19 protein-coding genes and 1 pseudogene are annotated in these 19,471 nt (G+C 29.8%); 15 read left to right on the top strand and 5 right to left on the bottom strand.

Annotation, left to right across the window (positions count from 1 at the left end; translation table 11 throughout):
• Positions 1-54: 54 nt before the first annotated feature.
• Positions 55-1,257, top strand: a complete 1,203-nt coding sequence (locus tag GCU34_RS09250; protein WP_072783022.1) for an NAD(P)/FAD-dependent oxidoreductase — start codon at positions 55-57, stop codon at positions 1,255-1,257.
• 50 nt (positions 1,258-1,307) lie between these two features.
• Here GCU34_RS09250 and GCU34_RS09255 read toward each other — a convergent pair whose 3' ends face one another.
• From GCU34_RS09255 to ahcY, 3 genes are all read right to left on the bottom strand, one after another.
• Positions 1,308-2,906, bottom strand: a complete 1,599-nt coding sequence (locus GCU34_RS09255; protein ID WP_072783020.1) for a T9SS type A sorting domain-containing protein — start codon at positions 2,904-2,906, stop codon at positions 1,308-1,310.
• Positions 2,907-3,055: 149 nt separating this feature from the next.
• Positions 3,056-4,156, bottom strand: a complete 1,101-nt coding sequence (locus GCU34_RS09260) for a DUF4407 domain-containing protein (protein WP_072783018.1) — start codon at positions 4,154-4,156, stop codon at positions 3,056-3,058.
• A gap of 343 nt (positions 4,157-4,499) precedes the next feature.
• Complete coding sequence (gene ahcY, locus GCU34_RS09265; protein ID WP_072783016.1) at positions 4,500-5,816, bottom strand: adenosylhomocysteinase; 1,317 nt, start codon at positions 5,814-5,816, stop codon at positions 4,500-4,502.
• A gap of 129 nt (positions 5,817-5,945) precedes the next feature.
• Here ahcY and GCU34_RS09270 point away from each other — a divergent pair, with 129 nt between their 5' ends.
• The 7 genes from GCU34_RS09270 to GCU34_RS14260 all read left to right on the top strand — a co-directional run bounded on the left by GCU34_RS09270 (position 5,946) and on the right by GCU34_RS14260 (position 12,242).
• A complete protein-coding gene (locus GCU34_RS09270) occupies positions 5,946-6,596 on the top strand; it encodes a 4'-phosphopantetheinyl transferase family protein (RefSeq protein WP_072783014.1) in 651 nt (216 codons plus the stop codon).
• Positions 6,596-7,309, top strand: coding sequence for a phosphoglycerol geranylgeranyltransferase (locus GCU34_RS09275; RefSeq protein WP_178138338.1), 714 nt, complete (start codon positions 6,596-6,598; stop codon positions 7,307-7,309). Before GCU34_RS09270 ends, GCU34_RS09275 begins: the two co-directional genes overlap by 1 nt.
• A gap of 5 nt (positions 7,310-7,314) precedes the next feature.
• Entirely contained in the window at positions 7,315-7,923 is a 609-nt protein-coding gene (gene pnuC, locus GCU34_RS09280; protein WP_072783011.1) for a nicotinamide riboside transporter PnuC, read from the top strand.
• On the top strand, positions 7,899-9,440 hold the full coding sequence (locus tag GCU34_RS09285; protein WP_072783009.1) for a DUF4301 family protein: 1,542 nt from the start codon (positions 7,899-7,901) through the stop codon (positions 9,438-9,440). The genes pnuC and GCU34_RS09285 overlap by 25 nt, the downstream gene beginning before the upstream one ends.
• On the top strand, positions 9,430-9,801 hold the full coding sequence (locus GCU34_RS09290; protein WP_317162505.1) for a peptide chain release factor-like protein: 372 nt from the start codon (positions 9,430-9,432) through the stop codon (positions 9,799-9,801). Before GCU34_RS09285 ends, GCU34_RS09290 begins: the two co-directional genes overlap by 11 nt.
• Before the next feature lie 258 nt (positions 9,802-10,059).
• Complete coding sequence (locus GCU34_RS14255) at positions 10,060-11,223, top strand: TonB-dependent receptor (RefSeq protein ID WP_317162506.1); 1,164 nt, start codon at positions 10,060-10,062, stop codon at positions 11,221-11,223.
• Positions 11,220-12,242: a TonB-dependent receptor domain-containing protein gene (locus GCU34_RS14260; RefSeq protein WP_394367536.1), complete on the top strand. Its 1,023-nt coding sequence runs from the start codon at positions 11,220-11,222 to the stop codon at positions 12,240-12,242. Before GCU34_RS14255 ends, GCU34_RS14260 begins: the two co-directional genes overlap by 4 nt.
• Positions 12,243-12,280: 38 nt before the next feature.
• On the opposite strand, the gene GCU34_RS09300 is transcribed toward GCU34_RS14260, so the two are convergent.
• On the bottom strand, positions 12,281-12,715 hold the full coding sequence (locus tag GCU34_RS09300) for a Rieske (2Fe-2S) protein (protein WP_072783003.1): 435 nt from the start codon (positions 12,713-12,715) through the stop codon (positions 12,281-12,283).
• Between the two features lie 146 nt (positions 12,716-12,861).
• Between GCU34_RS09300 and greA the strand changes: the two genes are divergently transcribed.
• Both greA and GCU34_RS09310 read left to right on the top strand, forming a co-directional pair.
• Positions 12,862-13,338 (top strand): transcription elongation factor GreA, encoded by a 477-nt coding sequence (gene greA, locus GCU34_RS09305; protein WP_072783001.1) that lies wholly within the window; start codon positions 12,862-12,864, stop codon positions 13,336-13,338.
• Between the two features lie 11 nt (positions 13,339-13,349).
• Positions 13,350-13,739 carry an HIT family protein gene (locus tag GCU34_RS09310; RefSeq protein ID WP_072782999.1) on the top strand — a complete coding sequence of 130 codons (390 nt, stop codon included), beginning with the start codon at positions 13,350-13,352 and terminating at the stop codon, positions 13,737-13,739.
• A 34-nt stretch (positions 13,740-13,773) separates the two neighbouring features.
• On the opposite strand, the pseudogene GCU34_RS09315 reads toward GCU34_RS09310, so the two are convergent.
• Positions 13,774-14,923 (bottom strand): annotated as a pseudogene (locus GCU34_RS09315) (sensor histidine kinase).
• Positions 14,924-15,114: 191 nt separating this feature from the next.
• Between GCU34_RS09315 and GCU34_RS09320 the strand changes: the two are divergent.
• From GCU34_RS09320 to GCU34_RS09340, 5 genes are all read left to right on the top strand, one after another.
• Entirely contained in the window at positions 15,115-15,990 is an 876-nt protein-coding gene (locus GCU34_RS09320; protein ID WP_072782997.1) for a flavin reductase family protein, read from the top strand.
• Positions 15,991-16,000: 10 nt separating this feature from the next.
• The gene (locus GCU34_RS09325) at positions 16,001-16,384 is read left to right on the top strand and encodes a DUF3127 domain-containing protein (protein WP_072782995.1); all 384 of its coding nucleotides are present in this window, start codon (positions 16,001-16,003) and stop codon (positions 16,382-16,384) included.
• A gap of 114 nt (positions 16,385-16,498) precedes the next feature.
• A complete protein-coding gene (gene aat / locus GCU34_RS09330; protein WP_072782993.1) occupies positions 16,499-17,134 on the top strand; it encodes a leucyl/phenylalanyl-tRNA--protein transferase in 636 nt (211 codons plus the stop codon).
• 759 nt (positions 17,135-17,893) lie between these two features.
• Positions 17,894-18,760, top strand: a complete 867-nt coding sequence (locus GCU34_RS09335) for a sensor histidine kinase (RefSeq protein WP_072782989.1) — start codon at positions 17,894-17,896, stop codon at positions 18,758-18,760.
• A gap of 3 nt (positions 18,761-18,763) precedes the next feature.
• On the top strand, positions 18,764-19,414 hold the full coding sequence (locus GCU34_RS09340; RefSeq protein ID WP_072782987.1) for a LytR/AlgR family response regulator transcription factor: 651 nt from the start codon (positions 18,764-18,766) through the stop codon (positions 19,412-19,414).
• The last annotated feature ends 57 nt before the right edge of the window (positions 19,415-19,471 follow it).

Genomic DNA, 19,471 nt, shown 5'->3' on the forward strand with positions numbered 1-19,471 from the left:
TTGCTGTCACATTTCTATAAAAATTGGAACTTTATAGTAATAAAACTAAGAATCATGACAACTACTGTAGTAATAGGCGGAAGCTTTGCAGGAATGACAGCTGCGCTTGAGATAAAAAGAAAAGGCAAAGATCAACATAAAGTTATTTTAATTGATAAATCACCCGTTTTTATGTTTATTCCGTCTTTAATTTGGGTTCCATTTGGAAGACGTGATATTAAAGATATTTCTTTTAGAAAAGATGCTATTTTAACCAAAAAAGGTGTCGAATTTGTAAATGCAGAGGCTTTAAATGTAGATGTTAAAAATCAAACTGTAAAAACTGATAAAGGCGATTATAAATACGATCATTTGGTTGTGGCAACAGGACCAAAAGTAAAATATGATGTCGCTCCTGGCGTTGCCGAATATACACATTATATTGGTACTCCAAATGGAGCCATGAAAACACGAAAAGCATTAGAAGAATTCAAGAAAAATCCTGGACCAATTGTTATTGGAGCAACTCAAAATGCGGGTTGTATGGGTGCTGCTTATGAATTTTTATTTAATGTAGAAAAATGGCTACGTGAACAAAATATCCGTAAAAAAGTAGATTTATATTGGATTACACCTGAAGACTATTTAGGACATTTTGGAATTGATGGTATGCCAATGGCTGAAGGAATGTTAAAATCTTTCATGAAAATGTTTAACATTCATTATAAAACGCAAGTTGGAGTTGAAGAGGTAACTCCAGAAACTATTAAACTAACAAACGGAGAAATTTTACCTTATAAATTTTCAATGTTAATGCCTCCATTTATTGGGGTCGATTTTGTAAGCAATTCACCCGAATTACATGCCACACCTACTGGATATGTTCCTGTAAAAGACAGTTACCAACATGTAGATTATCCTAATGTATGGGCAGCAGGAATTGCAGTAAATGTTCCATTGCCATTTACACCAGGAAAAGTTCCGTTTGCATCTCCAAAAACAGGTTATCCTAGTGATGAAACAGGTAAAATTGTTGCCGAAAATATTATAAGAGTAACCAAAGGTGAAACCAAATTAAAAGAGAAAGCGTGGGGAAGAATTCCGGGATTATGTGTAATGGATGCTGGTAAAAAAGAAGTATTATTAGTTTCTTCTAGTTTATTTAAACCAAGAACATTCGCGATTATGATTCCAAATGTTATTTATGACATAAATAAAGTAATTCTCGAAAAGTATTTCTTATGGAAATCTAGAAATGGTTATTCTAATTTGCCGTAAATAAAACCTATACTAATTAAAAATCCCAACATTAAGTTGGGATTTTTAATTTAATTTTTAATAATTTTTTGAACTGTTTTATTAGTTCCAGAATTTATCTTTAATAAATATATTCCAGTTTTCAGAAAATTTAAATCAATATTGATATTTTGGTTTTCAAAAGAATTTGAATAGAATTCCTTTCCTAATAAATCAAAAATTTTAACATTTGTATTTTCTGAAACATTATTGATTTTTATGTTCAAATCATTCTGAACAGGATTTGGAAAAACTATGATTTTGTCATTAGTTTCGAACATCTGATTGTTTAAGTATATTGAATAATCTATTTTAAACAAACCTTTATTTGTTGAATTTTCTCCGTAAAAATAAATAAATTCATCTTTAGGAATTATTTGATTATTTAATAAAGAAAATGAATTATTATCAATTAAAGTAACTGTACCGGTATAACTTCCATCTGTCATTAATAAAGCATATGAGTTAATGCCATAATTTACTAAGCAAAAAATTAAACTATTGTGAACAAATGCAGAAGTCATAGAGTTGCTAAAAGAACTTTCAGCACCAGTAGAGTAATCAACTACTATTTCAGGATTATTAAAACCATCATAACTCCATAATTCATATCCATTATCATCTGTATACTTAATCCCGTATTGTTTGTTGTTTAATTCTAAGTTATACTGGTAAATTTCACTTAAGGAAACAGCTGGAAAAAAAACTGGAAAATTACTTAAAGTAGGTGAATTTATACCATCTGAAACGTAAAACGCTCCGTCTTTATATAGATAAACTAAATTATTGAACATCATAAAATCGTTTATTGCTGTAACATAATAGCTTCCAGAATTAAAAACAAAATTAGTATTTAATAATTGTGTGTTAAGATTAATTGAATAGAAATTCACAAATTTATTAGTATCTTTCATTAGAAATAATAAATTGTCATTAACTCTCCAGACTTCCTCTCTACTTTGATAAATATCTCCTCCACCAGAGCCAGAACTCCCTGAAATATTATTTGTCATCAAAGTTGTAATATTGTTATTTACTGGATTATATTTATAAATTGAATAAGCTAAACCTTGATAGATATTACGCCTTCCTTTAATGTAAATTATATTGTTATAAAAATAAGAAGCGTCATACATAATGCTTCTATTGCTCGAATCCTTAATTTCAGTTACTATATTTGTTAACAAATTTTTTATAAAAGTCATGGTATTATTGTTATTTTCATAAATTACATAATTACCATAAACATTAAATTTTCCAACACTTGATGTTAATGTTGAAATTACATTTGTATTTAAATCCAACTGCATCAATGCGGCACTTCCTGACTTAAATATTATTAAATTTGATGTTTTTATTGCTTTTGATAATCCACTTTGCGGAAATGTGTTAGGATAAATATATAATGAATTATCATTAACATCTACTCGAATTAAAACACTTACTTTAGATCCTGAAACAGTCTTTCTTGAATAACAATAAACATAATCTTGATCTTCAAAAAAAGGAGCCATAGCTCTATCGTCTGTCGAATTATTCAAACCAAAATTTTCTGGACCTTCAATGTAAATAGCCTGAGAGAAAATGCAATTAGTAACTAAACTTAAAAGAATAAAAAATAACGATTTCATTTTTCTTTCAAAGTTAATAAAATAGATTCAAATTTTGAGAATTAAATCTTATCATTTTGAACTTGTTTAACTTCGTTGAATCTTCGATTTCAAAATCTTATTCAAATGAGATTAGAAACTGAAACAAGTTCAGTTTGACAATTTTTTATTTATAAAGCTTTTTTCTGTTTTTCTACAAAACCATCGGCTTGAAGTTTTAATAACTCGGTTGCTTTTTGTTTTTTGTAATCATATAATTCTTTATCCGTTTTAATATCGTTGTAAACTTTGTCGTAAATTTCTGCATCTGTTTTACGCTGTAAATTGCTTTGATATTTATTTTGAGCCAAAACATTTATTGTTGCCATTTCTGCGTCTTCAATTTTAAAATCGTACTCGCCTTTTGGAGCTAATAATTTGGCAATAATTGGAGCTGTTTCTATAGCAAAAAACAACAACATAATAAAAAATGAAGGTAGAAAAGGCAACTTATTTAAAGCATTAATTCGCGCCATTAAACCATCAAAATTGTCAATTATTGGTTGGGCTTCGGTAACTTTTTTATCTAAACTAGCTTGAAGTGTTTTGGCATCGGCTTCTAAACTTTTAATTTTAGACAAGTTTGTAGCTTTTAATGTATCGAGTTCTTTTAAAGCCATATCGTGCTTTTCTCTTTTCTCTTTGTAAACCGGACCTTTTCCTAACTTTTTTGTTCCAGATGTTCCTTCTACTTCAGTAATGTAAACCGAATACAAATCGTTTACTTCTTTTTCTTTCTTAATAATATCCGATTTTAAACTGTCAATTTTTGCTTTATTTTGGTCTAAATCTTTTTTAAAGAAATTGGTCACCTGATTTTTATTCTGAATGGCTAATTCATTTTTCTCTTTCAATAAAACAGAATTTATTTCCTTTTCAAAAATCTTAATTTCTAAAGGTTTTGAAATAACAACCGCTATGATTAAGGCCAAAATTATACGCGGTGTTGCCTGAATGAATTCACTTTTAAAGTTATCGCGCTTCTTTATTGTGGAAACTATAAATCGGTCTAAATTGAAAATAAGTAAACCCCAAACCAGACCAAAACCAGCAGCTATATAGTAATTATCGAAAACTGTGTAAAGCGCATAACTAGCAGCTAAAAAAGCCATAACCGCAGTAAAGAAAACGGTTGCGCCTATTCCAGCATATTTGTTTTGTTCGCCATTGCTACAACTAGCAACAACATCTTTGTCGGCTCCCGAACAAAGGATGAAGAAATTTTTTAACATGATTTTGTTTTTTGATTGATGATGATTAGTACAAATGTAACGCCAATTGTTTCAAATTGTTGTTAATTTTTTAATAATTAGTGCGTTACACCGCTAAAGCGCTGTCACGTGTTTCGCGCTACACGGTAGCTTGCTTCACCCGTTAACGCATTAGGGATAGCAGCGGCATCCTTTTTTTTTGCGCTTCGACAAACTCAGCATGACAAACAAAAAAGATAAAGCGCATAGCCCGACCACGCTATTGCGTGGGATTGCCCAAAAACAAAAAACCTGCAAGATTTTCTTGCAGGTTTATATTTAAAATTAATGACTATTTACTAATCACTAATCACTCTTTACTATATTAATATCTATAATATTCTGGTTTGAATGGACCTTCAACAGTTACACCAATATATTTAGCTTGGTCTGGAGATAACGTTTCTAATTCAACACCAATTTTAGCTAAGTGTAAACGAGCAACTTTCTCATCTAAATGTTTTGGTAACATGTATACTTTGTTTTCATAAGCATCAGTGTTTGTCCATAACTCAATTTGAGCTAAGGTTTGGTTTGTAAACGAGTTACTCATTACAAAACTTGGGTGACCAGTAGCACAACCAAGGTTTACTAAACGACCTTCAGCTAAAATGATAATATCTTTACCATTAATGTTGTATCTATCAACTTGTGGTTTGATTTCGTCTTTAGTTGAACCATAGTTTTTGTTTAACCAAGCCATGTCGATTTCGTTATCGAAGTGTCCAATGTTACAAACAATCGTTTTATCTTTCATCGCTTCAAAATGACGACCCACAACGATATCTTTGTTTCCTGTAGTTGTAATTACAATATCTGCATTACCAACAACAGTATCTAATTTCTTAACTTCAAAACCGTCCATTGCAGCTTGTAAAGCACAAATTGGGTCAATTTCTGTAACAGTTACAATAGAACCAGCCCCGCGGAAAGATGCCGCAGTTCCTTTTCCTACGTCTCCGTATCCACAAACCACAACTCTTTTACCAGCTAACATAACGTCAGTAGCACGACGAATTGCATCTACAGCCGATTCTTTACATCCGTATTTGTTATCGAATTTAGATTTAGTAACCGAATCGTTTACGTTAATTGCAGGAATATGTAACGTTCCATTTTCCATTCTTTCGTATAAACGGTGTACTCCAGTAGTTGTCTCTTCTGATAAACCTTTAATTCCTTTAATTAATTCTGGGTAACGATCAAAAACCATATTGGTTAAGTCTCCACCATCATCTAAAATCATGTTTAACGGTTGACGATCTTCACCAAAGAATAATGTTTGCTCAATACACCAATCAAACTCTTCTTCGTTCATACCTTTCCAAGCATAAACTGGAATACCAGCAGCAGCAATAGCAGCAGCAGCATGATCTTGAGTTGAGAAAATATTACAAGAACTCCAAGTTACATCAGCACCAAGAGCTACTAAAGTTTCAATTAAAACAGCTGTTTGAATTGTCATGTGTAAACATCCAGCGATTCTAGCACCTTTTAACGGTTGACTTTCTGCATATTCTGCACGTAAAGCCATTAAACCTGGCATTTCAGCTTCTGCTAATTCAATTTCTTTTCTTCCCCAAGCTGCTAAAGAAATGTCTTTAACTTTGTATGGAACGTAAGGAATAGTTTTTGTACTCATTTATAATAATTTTTCTTTTAATAAAATTTTGGAGTGCAAAGTTAGGCAATTCCTTTTTAATTACTAAATTAATTCACGTAATTTGTGAATTGTTTAAGATGTTAAACAATTGAAAAACAATAATTAAGAATGGCATTTTATAAATCTATATCTATTAATAATAATACCACTGCATATTTTTGGAAAATAACAGAAGATTTCAATACCCTTTTTAGAGCGGTTCAATTAAAAGATACTTCACTTACAAGGTTAGAGAAAATGAAATCGGAAAGTCATCAAAAAGGTTTTTTAGCAGTGCGTATGTTGTTGCAACATTTAGGTTATTCAGATTTTGATTTATACTATGATGAAAATGGCAAACCTCATTTGAGGTCAAACAATCGTCACACTGAGCCTGTCGAAGTGTCAATTTCACATAGTTTTGACTTTTCTTGTATTTGCATCAGTACTGATTCTTTTGTTGGAATTGACATTGAAATCATGAAAACTAAGATTTTGAGAATTGCCCCTAGATTTATGGATACTAAGCATTTAGAAAATTTATCCGAATTAGATCAAATTGAAAAAGCTACTGTAATTTGGGGAATTAAAGAATCTATTTTCAAAATTAAAAACGAGCAAGGTATTAGTTTTCCCGATCATATTTTTGAAGATCCTTTTTTGCTTTCTGACTCTCGTTGTGATGCTGAATTACGATTTAATAATAAAATAGAAAAATTTGACATCCAATTTTATAAAGTAGAAGATTATATATTTGTAGCCGCTTTACCCAAACAATAATGAGTTTTTATAACGATATTATACAATCTACCGAATCAAAAAGGAAACTTTTAGCCATTTTAATTGATCCTGAAAAAATTCAATTAGATAACATTTCTTCTTTATGCGAGAAAATAAAAAAATCGCCAGCAACTCATATCTTCTTTGGCGGAAGCACTTATGACGGAAATAATTTTAATGAAATTATAAAAAGAATAAAACAGAATCTCGACTTACCTATTTTTCTATTTCCTGGCGATTACAATCAAATTTCTGAAGAAGCAGATGCTTTACTTTTTTTAAGTTTAGTTTCAGGTAGAAATCCAGAATATTTAATTGACCAACAAATTAAAGCGGTTGAAAAATTAGAACAATCTTCTTTAGAAATTATACCGACTGCGTACTTACTTATTGAAAGCGGAATTGAAACTGCAGTAGAACGTGTTAGCCAAACCAAACCTTTAAATAGAAACGACTTAAAAACAATTCAAAATACTGTAAAAGCATCTGAATATTTAGGTATGAAACTGGTTTATTTAGAAGCTGGAAGCGGTGCTAAAATTGCGGTTTCGAAAGAAATTATTGAAAGTGTAAAAGAAAAAATCAACATCCCTTTAATTGTTGGTGGTGGCATTAAATCTTCAAAAGAAATTGAAAATGCTTTTTTGGCTGGTGCTGATATGGTGGTCATTGGAACTGCTTTTGAAGAAAACCCTAATTTTTTTGAAATTTAATAAATATGTGGGATCTATTGTTTAGCCAATATAAAACTTATGATGCATTTTCTATTTGGTTAGAAATTATTGCCGTTTTGTTTGGATTAATAAGTGTTTTATTTGCTCGAGTTAATAATATTTTAGTTTACCCTACAGGCATTATTAGTACTTTAATTTTTGTTTACTTGTTATTTCAATGGAGTCTTATTGGCGATTTTCTCATCAATATTTATTATACAATCATGAGTATTTATGGTTGGATTCTATGGTCCAAAAGAAAAAATGATGATTTAGAGTACCCTATTGCCACTATGAATACCCAAGAATTTAAAAAAAGTATCGTTTTATTTACATTAACAACACTATTTGTTATCATAATTTACATTTATTTTGATAAATTTACCTCTTGGACGGCATATGTAGATACATTTACCACTGGTTTATTTTTTGTTGGAATGTGGCTTATGGCACAACGAAAAATTGAAAACTGGATCGTATGGATTATTGCAGATTTTATATCTATTCCTTTATATTTTTTAAAAGGATACACTTTAACAAGCTTGCAATACATTGTATTTACTATACTCGCTTATTATGGATATAAAGAATGGAAGAGAATTTTACAGCCTTAGATTTACAATTATTCGACGAAAGAAATATTCCTTTACAAAGAGTTATTAAACAATTACACTTCTTAAAGGAAGGTATTACCAAAATAAATTTAGTTCGTCCTGCTACCATAAATGATGGCATTCAACTTTTAAATTCTTCTGAAGAAGAAAAATACATTGAACTTTTCGATCAAGAAAAAGAGCATTATAACATCACAAAATTTGTTCCAGCTTCTGGTGCAGCTAGTAGAATGTTTAAGTTTTTAGTAGAATTTATCAATGATTTTAATCTTGGTAAAGAAACTATTAATGCTTACATAAACAGAACTAAATGTATAGAATTGGCCATTTTTATGGTTGGACTTCGAAATTTTCCTTTTTACAGAGATTTAATAGAAACTACAAAAAAATCGGTTTCAAATTTTAACGAAAAAAAGGCAGATGAAAGAGAATATTGGATTATAAAAACCATGTTACAAAATCCAAAATTTAATTTCAGTAACAAACCAAAAGCTGTTCTTCCTTTTCATTCAAAAAACGGAAGTCAAGTAACACCAATTGAAGAACACATTAACGAGTCTGTTTTTTACCAAAAAGCAAACGAAAAAACTTCAATTCACTTTACTATTTCTAAAGAGCATCAGTTTTTATTTGAAGAAATCGCTAACCAATTTCCTGATGTGGCCTTGAGCTATTCTTATCAAAGTGAAACTACCGACACCTTATCTGTTCATCCTGACAACAGATTATTTCGCTTAGAAAACGGAAAACTTTTCTTTCGACCAGGTGGACATGGAGCACTTATAGAAAACTTAAATGAGATACAAGCAGACATCGTGTATATAAAAAACATCGATAATGTTTCTCATAATGCTATAAAAGAGAATATTCATTATAAAAAATTATTAGGCGGAATTTTAATTGAAACCCAAAAGCAAGTTTTCAAATATCAAGAATTATTAGATAATCCTGAAGCTCTTTCAAGTGAAATTATAAATGAAATTATTAAATTTTGTTGCGAAAAATTAAACCGCCCCGTTTCATCAAACTTCTATAAATTTCAAAAAGATTATCAAATTCAGGCTTTAAAAGAAATTCTTAATCGCCCAATAAGAGTATGTGGTATGGTTAAAAATGAAGGCGAACCTGGCGGCGGACCTTTTTGGGTAAAACATGAAGATGGTTCCGAATCACTACAAATTGTAGAAAGTTCGCAAGTAGATCTAGATAATCCTAAACAAATTGCAGTTGTTAATGCTTTAACACATTTCAATCCTGTAGATATTGTTTGCGGTTTAAAAAACTACAAAGGAGAAAAATTTGATCTCACAAATTTTATAGATCATAACGCTGGGTTTGTTGTAAATAAAAACAAAGACGGCAAGCCTATAAAAGCTTACGAGTTACCCGGGCTTTGGAACGGCGCAATGGCTCATTGGAACACCATTTTTGTAGAAGTGCCATTAGTAACTTTTAATCCAGTTAAAACTATAAACGATTTATTAAAATCATCGCACCAACCTTATTATGAATCGTGAAATTATTGAAACTGAACTTCAATTTAAAGCCGTTAGAAGTAGTGGTGCAGGCGGACAAAATGTAAATAAAGTTTCATCTAAAGTAATTTTGTTTTATGATATTAATAACTCTTCTGGATTAAATGATGACGAAAAAAATATTGTAAATGAAAAACTTGTAAATAGAATTTCACAAGAAGGTATTTTACAACTTGCTTCAGATGAAGACAGAAGCCAAATTAAAAACAAAGAAATTGTTATAAAACGTTTTTTTGAACTTTTAACAAAAAGCCTAAAAAAGCCAAAAAAAGAAAAGAAACTAAAGTACCTAAGGCCGTTAAAGAAAAACGACTTCAAGAAAAAAAGAAATCATCTGAAGTAAAAGAAAATAGAAAAAAACCAAATTTTTAAAAATTTTCTAAATTCTGATTTCTAAATCCTAACTTTATTTTATCTTTGCAACCGTTCTCAAAGGGGTGCTCTAAATAAACGAGCTGAGATCATACCCATAGAACCTGGGCAGGTAATGCTGCCAAGGAAAAGAACAATAGTTGTAGTGCACATCAACTAGCGTTTAAACATCTATATTTTTATTAACAATTGGAATAATTGCCCCTTTTATTCGTATAATTTTTTACGAATGAAAACTTTATTCAAAAACAAAAGTCAAAATTTAAAAGTAAAAAGTTTAAAGAATTTTTTACCTATTGCCTATTGCCTATTGCCTATTGCCTCATTTGCTCAAGAAAAAGAAACAGACACTTTAAAAGTGAACCAATTAAACGAAGTAACACTTTCAGCAATTAGAGCAAAAGACAAAAATCCTATTACTTTTACAAACGTTAAAGCTGAAGAAATTGAAACAAGAAACTTGGGACAAGACATTCCAGTCCTTTTAAATTATCTTCCATCGGTAGTTACTACAACAGATGCTGGTAATGGTGTAGGTTATACTTACATGAGAGTTAGAGGTTCTGATGGTTCTCGAATTAATGTTACTTTAAACGGAATTCCTTTCAACGATAGTGAAAGTCAAGGTACATTTTTTGTAAACCTACCCGATTTTGCTTCATCACTTGAAAGTGTTCAGTTACAAAGAGGTGTAGGAACTTCTACAAATGGTGCTGGTGCATTTGGTGCTAGTTTAAACATGCAAATGAAATCTTACCAAGAAAAAGCTCATGCTGAAGTTGCAAATTCTATCGGAAGTTTTAACACTAGAAAACACACTATTTCTTTTGGCACAGGATTACATAACAATTTCGAATTCAACGGAAGAGTTTCACAAATTCATTCTGATGGATATATTGATCGCGCCACATCTGATATGTTTGGTTATTTATTTAATGTAAATTATGTAAAAGAATCTACTTTAATTAAATTAATTGCTTTTGGTGGAAAAGAAAAAACTTACCAAGCTTGGTACGGATTAGAAGACCCTTATTTATTAGAACACGACAGAACATTTAACTATGCTGGAATTTATTTTGACGAAAATGGAACTATGAAATTTTACAATGATGAAACCGATAATTATTGGCAAAATCACTTCCAATTACATTGGAGCGAAAAATGGAGCGAAAAATGGAATTCTAACCTAGCACTTCATTACACAAAAGGCAGTGGTTATTTTAAGCAATATAAAGAGGATGAAGATTTAACCGAATATAATTTACCTGCTTTTGAAGGAAATTCTATTTCTGACTTGGTTAGAAAAAGATGGTTAGACAACGATTTCTTTGGTACAACTTTTTCAATTAACTATAGAACTCAAAAACCGATGTTTTATTTGGTGGTGCTATAAATCGCTATTTAGGAACACATTTTGGAGAAGTTGTTTGGACACCAAATTACATACCTCAAACAAATCGTTATTATGACAATTTTGGCAATAAAGACGATGTGAACGTTTACATAAAAGGTTCGCAACAATTTGGGAAACTAAATGTATTTGCTGATTTACAATATAGAATGGTATTTTACCAAGCCAACAGTACAAAGTTTAGCGATGTTAATGATACTTTCCGTTTCTTTAATCCAAAAGTTGGGGTAAATTATGAACTAAACAATGAAAATTCTTTTTATGGTTTTGCCGGTATTGCCAATAAAGAACCAAGACGCGATGATTATGAAAGCGGTGCCAACAAACCAGAACGTTTATATGATCTTGAGCTAGGCTGGAAATACAATAACTCAAAATTAAGAATTCATACAAATGGATTCTTTATGTATTACATTGATCAATTAGTTTTAACTGGTTCATTAAATGATGTAGGTGCTCCAGTATTTACAAACTCAGGAGAAAGTTACCGTTTAGGTCTAGAAGTTGAATCGGTTTATAAAGTTACTGACAAGTTAAATTTACAAGCAAATGTAACTTTAAGTGAAAATAAAAATATTGACTTCTACTTTCAAAGAGATGGAATTCTTGAAGATTTAGGAAATACTAATATTGCATATTCTCCTAATATTGTTTCTTCGGGTGCTATTAATGTGTTACCGATTAAAGGAATGCAACTATCTCTTTTAGGAAAATTTGTTGGCGAACAATACATGGGAAATATTGATTCTGAATATTCAAAATTACCAGATTATTCGATAGTAGATTTTAATGCTTCTTATGAACTTAAACTAAACAAGGGAATTAAATCAATCTTATTCTCTGGATTAGTAAACAATGTTTTCGACAGAAAATACGAATCAAACGGATATTTTTACACTTATGATGATGATTCTTCTGGAAGCATCATTACTTATCAAGGAAAAGGATTATATCCACAGGCTGGCATCAACTTTTTAGCTGGTGTTACACTCAAATTTTAGTAGTTAAAAAAAGCTATCCAATTGGATAGCTTTTTTATTTAATTGTATACTCTAATTGACGTACTACTTAAGACCTCAACCCTATATTGCAACATAGGATATTGCATTTCTGGCGACTGCCCTGTAAACAAACTGTATTGAGCATCATCACAAGGACATTCTGCTTTAATTCCTACTAAATCCATAGTTGAACAACCGCTAATTTCTTGGTTTGGACAAACAGCATCAAATGCAATAAAAACATTACTGCCAGTATTCATAATAAATACTTTGCCCTGAATTCCAACTCCAGCTTCATAATATTCTATAGGATTACCTGCATTTAATAAGTTTTGATACAATGGCAAACTTAAATTAATTGGACTCGATTGAAATCTATAAGTTGGTAAATAAGGATTATTATTTCTAACAGAATCTTGCGAACAAGACATCACTAAAATCATCAAAACACTAAAGGTCAATATTTTCTTCATGGCTTTTTATTTATCATCATTCAAAAATAATTTAATTATATTTGTGGAACCAAAGTTTAACAATTAATAATTAAAAAATTAGTATATTTGTTGAAAGGAATCCCATTTTTTGTGGGATTCTTTCTATTTATATAAACGATGAAGTTATGAGTAAAGTATCTTATTACACAGCAGAAGGTTTAAAAAAATTAAAAGACGAATTAGAACATTTAAAAGCTGTTGAGCGTCCTAAAGCTTCTCAAGCTATTGCTGATGCACGCGATAAAGGAGATTTATCTGAAAACGCAGAATACGATGCTGCGAAAGAAGCACAAGGATTATTAGAAATGAAAATTTCTAAAATGGAAGAAGTAGTTGCAAATGCTCGTTTAATTGACGAATCTCAATTAGATACTTCTAAAGTATTAGTCTTATCTACTGTAAAAATAAAAAACCAAGTAAATGGAATGGAAATGAAGTATACTTTGGTTGCTGAAAGTGAAGCCGATTTAAAAACTGGAAAAATTTCAGTTACCTCACCTATTGGAAAAGGTTTATTAGGGAAAAAAGTGGGCGAAATTGCCGAAGTTAAAGTTCCTAATGGCACTATGAATTTTGAAATTTTAGAAATCACTCGCGATTAATCCTCTTAGTCATGGCTAGTATTTTTACAAAAATTGTAAACGGGGAAATTCCTTGTTATAAAATTGCTGAAGACGATAATTATTTGGCTTTTTTAGATGTTAATCCAAATGCAAAAGGACATACATTATGTATTCCTAAACAAGAGATTAACAAAATATTCGACATGGAAGAAGAGCATTATATGGGTTTAATGGCTTTTTCTAGAAAAGTTGCTAAAGCAATTGAAAAAACTATAGCGTGCAAAAGAGTTGGTGTTGCCGTTGTAGGTTTAGAAGTACCACATGTTCACGTACATTTAATTCCGCTTCACGATATGGACGATATGCGTTTTCAAAGAAAAGCTAGTCTTACAAAAGAAGAGTTTGAGAGTATTGCAAAAGAAATTGCATCGAATTTATAATAAAAAAATCCCAGCTTAAAGTTGGGATTTTTTATTAATATGTCTTTTTAAGAGAAATTTGCATCGTGGTTCCCTTCCCTATTTCAGAACTTTCTACTTTTATTTTTCCCTTGTGGTAATCTTCAACTATCCTTTTTGTTAATGAAAGACCAAGCCCCAACCTCTCTTTTTAGTAGTATAGCCTGGTTCAAAACTTGAGTAAATTGTTTTTTAGACAACCCTTTACCAGTATCTGTAATTTTAATTTTTACAGTGTCTTCAATTTCTTCTACTACAATTTTTAAAACACCTTTACCTTTCATAGCATCTATAGCATTCTTTACTAAATTTTCTATAGTCCAACTATGCAGTGCATGATTAATTTCAACAAAAATAGGATGTTCTGGTGCAGTAAATGAAAAATCGACCTGTTTAGAAGTTCTTGCTTTTAAATATTCAAAGGAAGTTCTAGTTTCTTCTACAATATTTAATTTTTCTAAAACGGGTTCACTACCAATTTTCGAAAATCTATCTGTAATAATTTGCAAACGATTGATGTCTTTTTCAATTTCAGCAATTGTAGTTTCTTCAACATTTTCAGTTTTAAGAATTTCTAACCAACCAATTAAAGAAGACAAAGGTGTTCCAATTTGATGTGCAGTTTCTTTTGCCATACCAGCCCAAAGCTTGTTTTGAGTAGCCATTTTTGTTGCTCGGTAAAAATTATAAACAACAGCAGCAAAAAGAATAATTATCAATAAAAGTGCAATAGGATAATATTTCAACTTGTTCAACAAAGGAGAATTTCCATAATAAATATATTGAAACTCTTCTTCGGAAAGTTCCATTTTAATGGGTGTGTTGTCCGATTTAATAGATTTAAACAACTTTTTTAATTCCTTGGGGTTTTGTGCAATTTCATCGGCAATATTATTGAAATTAATGATACTATCATTTTTATTCGTTAATATCATTGGAATACTAGTGTTAGTACTTATCAACTGAAAAGGTAATTCTACATCAGTAAATTCATTTGCATTTGCTAAAGTTTTTTGAGCAGTTGCCCAAAGTTCCATTTTTACACGTTCTTCATTTTTAAAAATTTGGAAAAAGTTATAGGTATTCCAAACAATTAGAATAACTATAAAAAAAGAAGATAAAATAATAAACCAGCGGGTAATATTTCGCTTGTCAGAAAACTGCATAAAAAACATTTATTAGTAAAAATAGTAAATTAAGTAAGAAGTAAAAAGGCAAAAGGCAAAAGTTACACAACACAGCATTATAGCCCCGATGGAAGTTAGCAACCATGTTGCACGAACAGCGGGAAAAAGGAATACAAAAGTTGCATTTCGATTCGCTTCAAATTTTTATCTTTGTAAAAAACATACATTTTATGTTATCGATAGATCCAAAAGAAATTTCTCCAGCAAAAGTTCAAGGTTATTTACAAGGCGCCATTGCACCTAGACCTATTGCATTTGCGAGTACAATTGATGAAAATGGAAATCCAAATTTATCGCCATTTAGCTTTTTCAATGTATTTAGTTCAAATCCACCTATTTTAGTTTTTTCTCCCGCTAGAAGAGTGAGAAACAATACTATTAAGCACACTTTAATTAATGCTCAAAACACAAAAGAAGTTGTTATTAATGTAGTAAATTATGACATCGTACAACAAATGTCATTATCGAGTACTGAATATCCTGATGGTGTAAACGAATTTGAAAAATCTGGTTTAAATATGTTAAAATCAGATGTAGTTAAACCGTTTAGAGTAGCTGAAAGTCCAGTTCAGTTTGAATGTAAAGTAAATGATATAATTGCATTAGGAGACCAAGGTGGAGCAGGAAATTTAATTATTTGCGAAGTAGTTAAAATTCATGTTAGTGAAGAAGTTCTTAATGAAGAAGGTGTAATTGATCAACATAAAATAGATTTAGTTGCGCGTTGCGGTGGCAATTGGTACAGTAGAGCAAACGCAGGTTTGTTTGAAGTTGAAAAACCACTAACCACATTAGGAATTGGTGTTGATAATATTCCTGATTTTGTAAAAGAAAGTCCTATTTTTAATGGAAACGATTTAGGAAAATTAGGCAATATTGAAGCCATACCAACTGAAGAAGAAATTACTACCTTTGTAAAAGAAGATTTTGCTGTAAAAGCAGTTTTAAGTTCAGACGATGAGCAAAAGAAAAACCAATTAGCAAAAGATTTATTAGACAAAAACGAAGTATTAAAAGCTTGGAAAGTATTATTAGCAAAACGATAAAATTTTAAAAATGGAAGTTACAGGAAGAATAAAAATGATTGGAGACGTTCAGCAAATTAGTGCTAGTTTCAAAAAAAGAGAAGTTGTTGTTACAACAGAAGAGCAATATCCGCAACATATATTAGTTGAGTTTACACAAGATAAAACCGATTTGTTAAATCAATACAATGTTGGTGAACCAGTTAGAGTTTCTATTAATTTAAGAGGAAGAGAATGGACAAATCCTCAAGGAGAAACAAGATATTTTAATTCTATTCAAGGATGGAGGGTGGAGCGTTTACAAACTGAAGCTCCTGCTGCATCATCACATCAAATGCCAGCTATGCCGCCTTCTGATGCATTTGAACCTGCAACAAACTTTAATGAAGAAGAACACGACGATTTACCATTCTAACAGAAAATAGAAGAAAGAGACAAGAAGAAAGAAACCATTCAGAATTAAGTAAGAATGGTTTTTTCTTTTCTCTTTTTTCTTTAATCTTTTTTCTTTAATCTTTTCTCTCAAAAAATGTATTTCCTAACCCAAGAATTATATTTTCCACATTTTTCTGAAACTTCTCCTGAAGGTATAATTGCTATTGGTGGCGATTTATCTCCTCAACGATTAGCATTAGCCTACCAAAATGGAATTTTCCCTTGGTTTAATGATGATGAACCTATTTTATGGTGGTGCCCGGAAGAACGAATGGTTTTGTTTTTTGAAGATTTAAAAATCTCGAAAAGCATGCGAAATGTATTAAATCAGCAAAAATTTAAAGTTACTTTTAATACTGCCTTTAGAGACGTTATTTCTAATTGTAAGAAAATCACTCGAAAAGATCAACCTGGCACTTGGATTACTGATGAAATGGTTGAAGCTTATTGCAAACTAAACGAACTTGGCTTGGCAAAAAGTGTCGAAGTTTGGCAAAATGATGAATTGGTTGGTGGTTTATACGGAATCGATTTAGGACATGTTTTTTGTGGCGAAAGTATGTTTTCAAAAGTTTCTAATGCCAGTAAAGTTGCTTTCATTCATTTAGCAAAACAGTTAGAATTAGCAAATTACAAATTACTAGATTGCCAAGTTTACAACGAACATTTAGCCTCACTTGGTTGTGTCGAAATTGATCGTGAGGATTTTATGAGTATTTTATTGAATTGAATATTTAAATTAAAAAATTAGAATAAATTATTATTTTTACTTAATATTTCTTATTTATAATAGCATTTTTTAAAAATTTAAAAGAAGTTCCCAAATTAAAAAGCCCTAAAATCAACATGAAAGATATACTTGAATTCTGTTTAAGCTTACTAGGGTTGTTTTTTTTAATACTAAATACTTTTTTGTTTTTAAAAAATAAAATAGTTCGTAAAAAAACCGAAAAAACCTTTTTAGGATATTTATTTTCCCTTTGTATTGTTGAAATTTTATGTCACTTAATTGGTTTTTTATCCTTTGGAAATAATTTTTTTATTTCACATTTTTACTTTTACTTCCAGCTATTATTTTTATCAATATTGTTTAAAAATTTAATTACAAATGCAATTTTTAAAAAATTATATTTATAACCTTAATTATACAAACGTTGATTTTAATTTTTATGTATGCTAAAACTCCAACGTCTTTTTGGGAATTTAATGTGTACGAAATAATTTGAATTTCTATAATTTTAATTTTTATGCACTTTATTATATAATTTCAAATTTATCAACAGAACATAAATACTTTAATTTTTCAATTGGTTTAATATTATATTTTGCGTGTAGTGTTACCATTTTTTCAGTGGGAAATTTGGAACTAGTATTACTCGAAGATCCTTTTATTGATATTTGGATTTTTAATATTCTTTTTTACATCATTTTTCAGATTTTTATTTTTAAAGAATATCTCTATTTAAAATCAAATAAAAATTAATGATTTATGAAAGTGTTTCTGAAAACCTTTTTAATTATTTTTTACGTAATATTATTTTTAAATACTACGTATGTTTTTTCTTCCAACAATAAGTTTTTAGAAACATTTCATTCAAAAGATGATTCATTTTTTCAAGAAAATAAACAACCAATTTCTAAACAAACTATCAATGAAATAAAGAAGAGTCAAATTCTATTAGTCATTATCATTACTTTTTTTGTTTTTGGCTTTTTGTTTTTAATTTACCACTTAAAAAAAGTTAGCATCATAAATAAACAATTAAAAAACTATGCTCAAGAAAACGAATTTTTAATTAGCGAAACTAATCATCGTGTAAACAACAACTTACAACTAATTTCACTATTAATTTCAGATGCCGTAAAAAAGAAACAAAGTGAAGAGCATAAAAATGATTTTTTAAAATTATTATCAAAAGTAGACACGATTGCTTTACTTCACCGACATCTATATCAAACTAAAAATAAAACTAGTATTAATTTAAAAAAATATTTAGAAGAAATTAAAACTAATTTTGATGAGATTTCTGAAGAGAAAAAAATAACAATAGATTTTGAAATTAGCTTCGTTGAAATAAACTCTGATACTGCAATGTATATTGGACTTTTAGTTACTGAACTTATAATAAATTCTGTTAAACACGCATTTGAAGAAAATCAAGAAAAAAATATTAGCCTTACTATAGATTCTAAAGAAGATATTCTAAACTTTAAATATTGCGATAATGGAAAAAAAGCCATTGGTAAATTTATAGAACCGAAACTAATTCATCAATTGTGTTTACAATTAGATGCCGTTCATCAAATTACAACAACGCAAGGATTTTGTCTAATTTTTGAAAAAAAACTAATTTAAATTATGCCCAAAATTTTAATAGTTGAAGATCAAGTTTTAATAGCATATCATATAAAAGGAATTTTAAATGATTGCAACTATAATAATGTTGTACTTTCCCATAAATTAAAAGACGCTACTGATAAACTAACTCAAGAAAAAGCCGACATTATTTTATTAGATATTAATGTAGAAGGACCAGATACAGGTATTGAATGGGCTAAAACAAATGTTGAAAAAGAAAAAGTGATATTTATAACAGGACAAAATGAAATGTCAACATCAGAAAAAGCATTAGATATTAATCCGGTCGCTTATTTAACAAAACCTATAAAAAGTATCGATTTACTTGCTGCAATACAAGTAGCAAAAAAAACTTTAGAGCCTGATTTTGTAATTATAAAAGATGGCTTTAGCGAAATAAAATTACAATACAACAACATTCTATTCATAAAAAGCGACAAGAATTATATTGATATTCAAACTGATGATAAAAAATATACTGTAAGAAATACACTCGATAATTTTTACAAAGATTTAAACCCAAATATCTTCTGTAAAATCCACCGCTCTTTCGTTATCAATAAAACTAAAGTAACAAAAAAGAACTCAAATTCTATCTTAATTGACAATTTTGAACTACCTCTTTCAAGAAATTGCAATCTAAATTTGTGATTCGTCCACAAACTTTTGCAGTTCGTCCCAAAGTAAATTTCTGTTTCATTTTAAAAG

It is taken from the genome of Flavobacterium haoranii (assembly GCF_009363055.1).
Classification (GTDB): Bacteria; Bacteroidota; Bacteroidia; order Flavobacteriales; family Flavobacteriaceae; genus Flavobacterium; species Flavobacterium haoranii.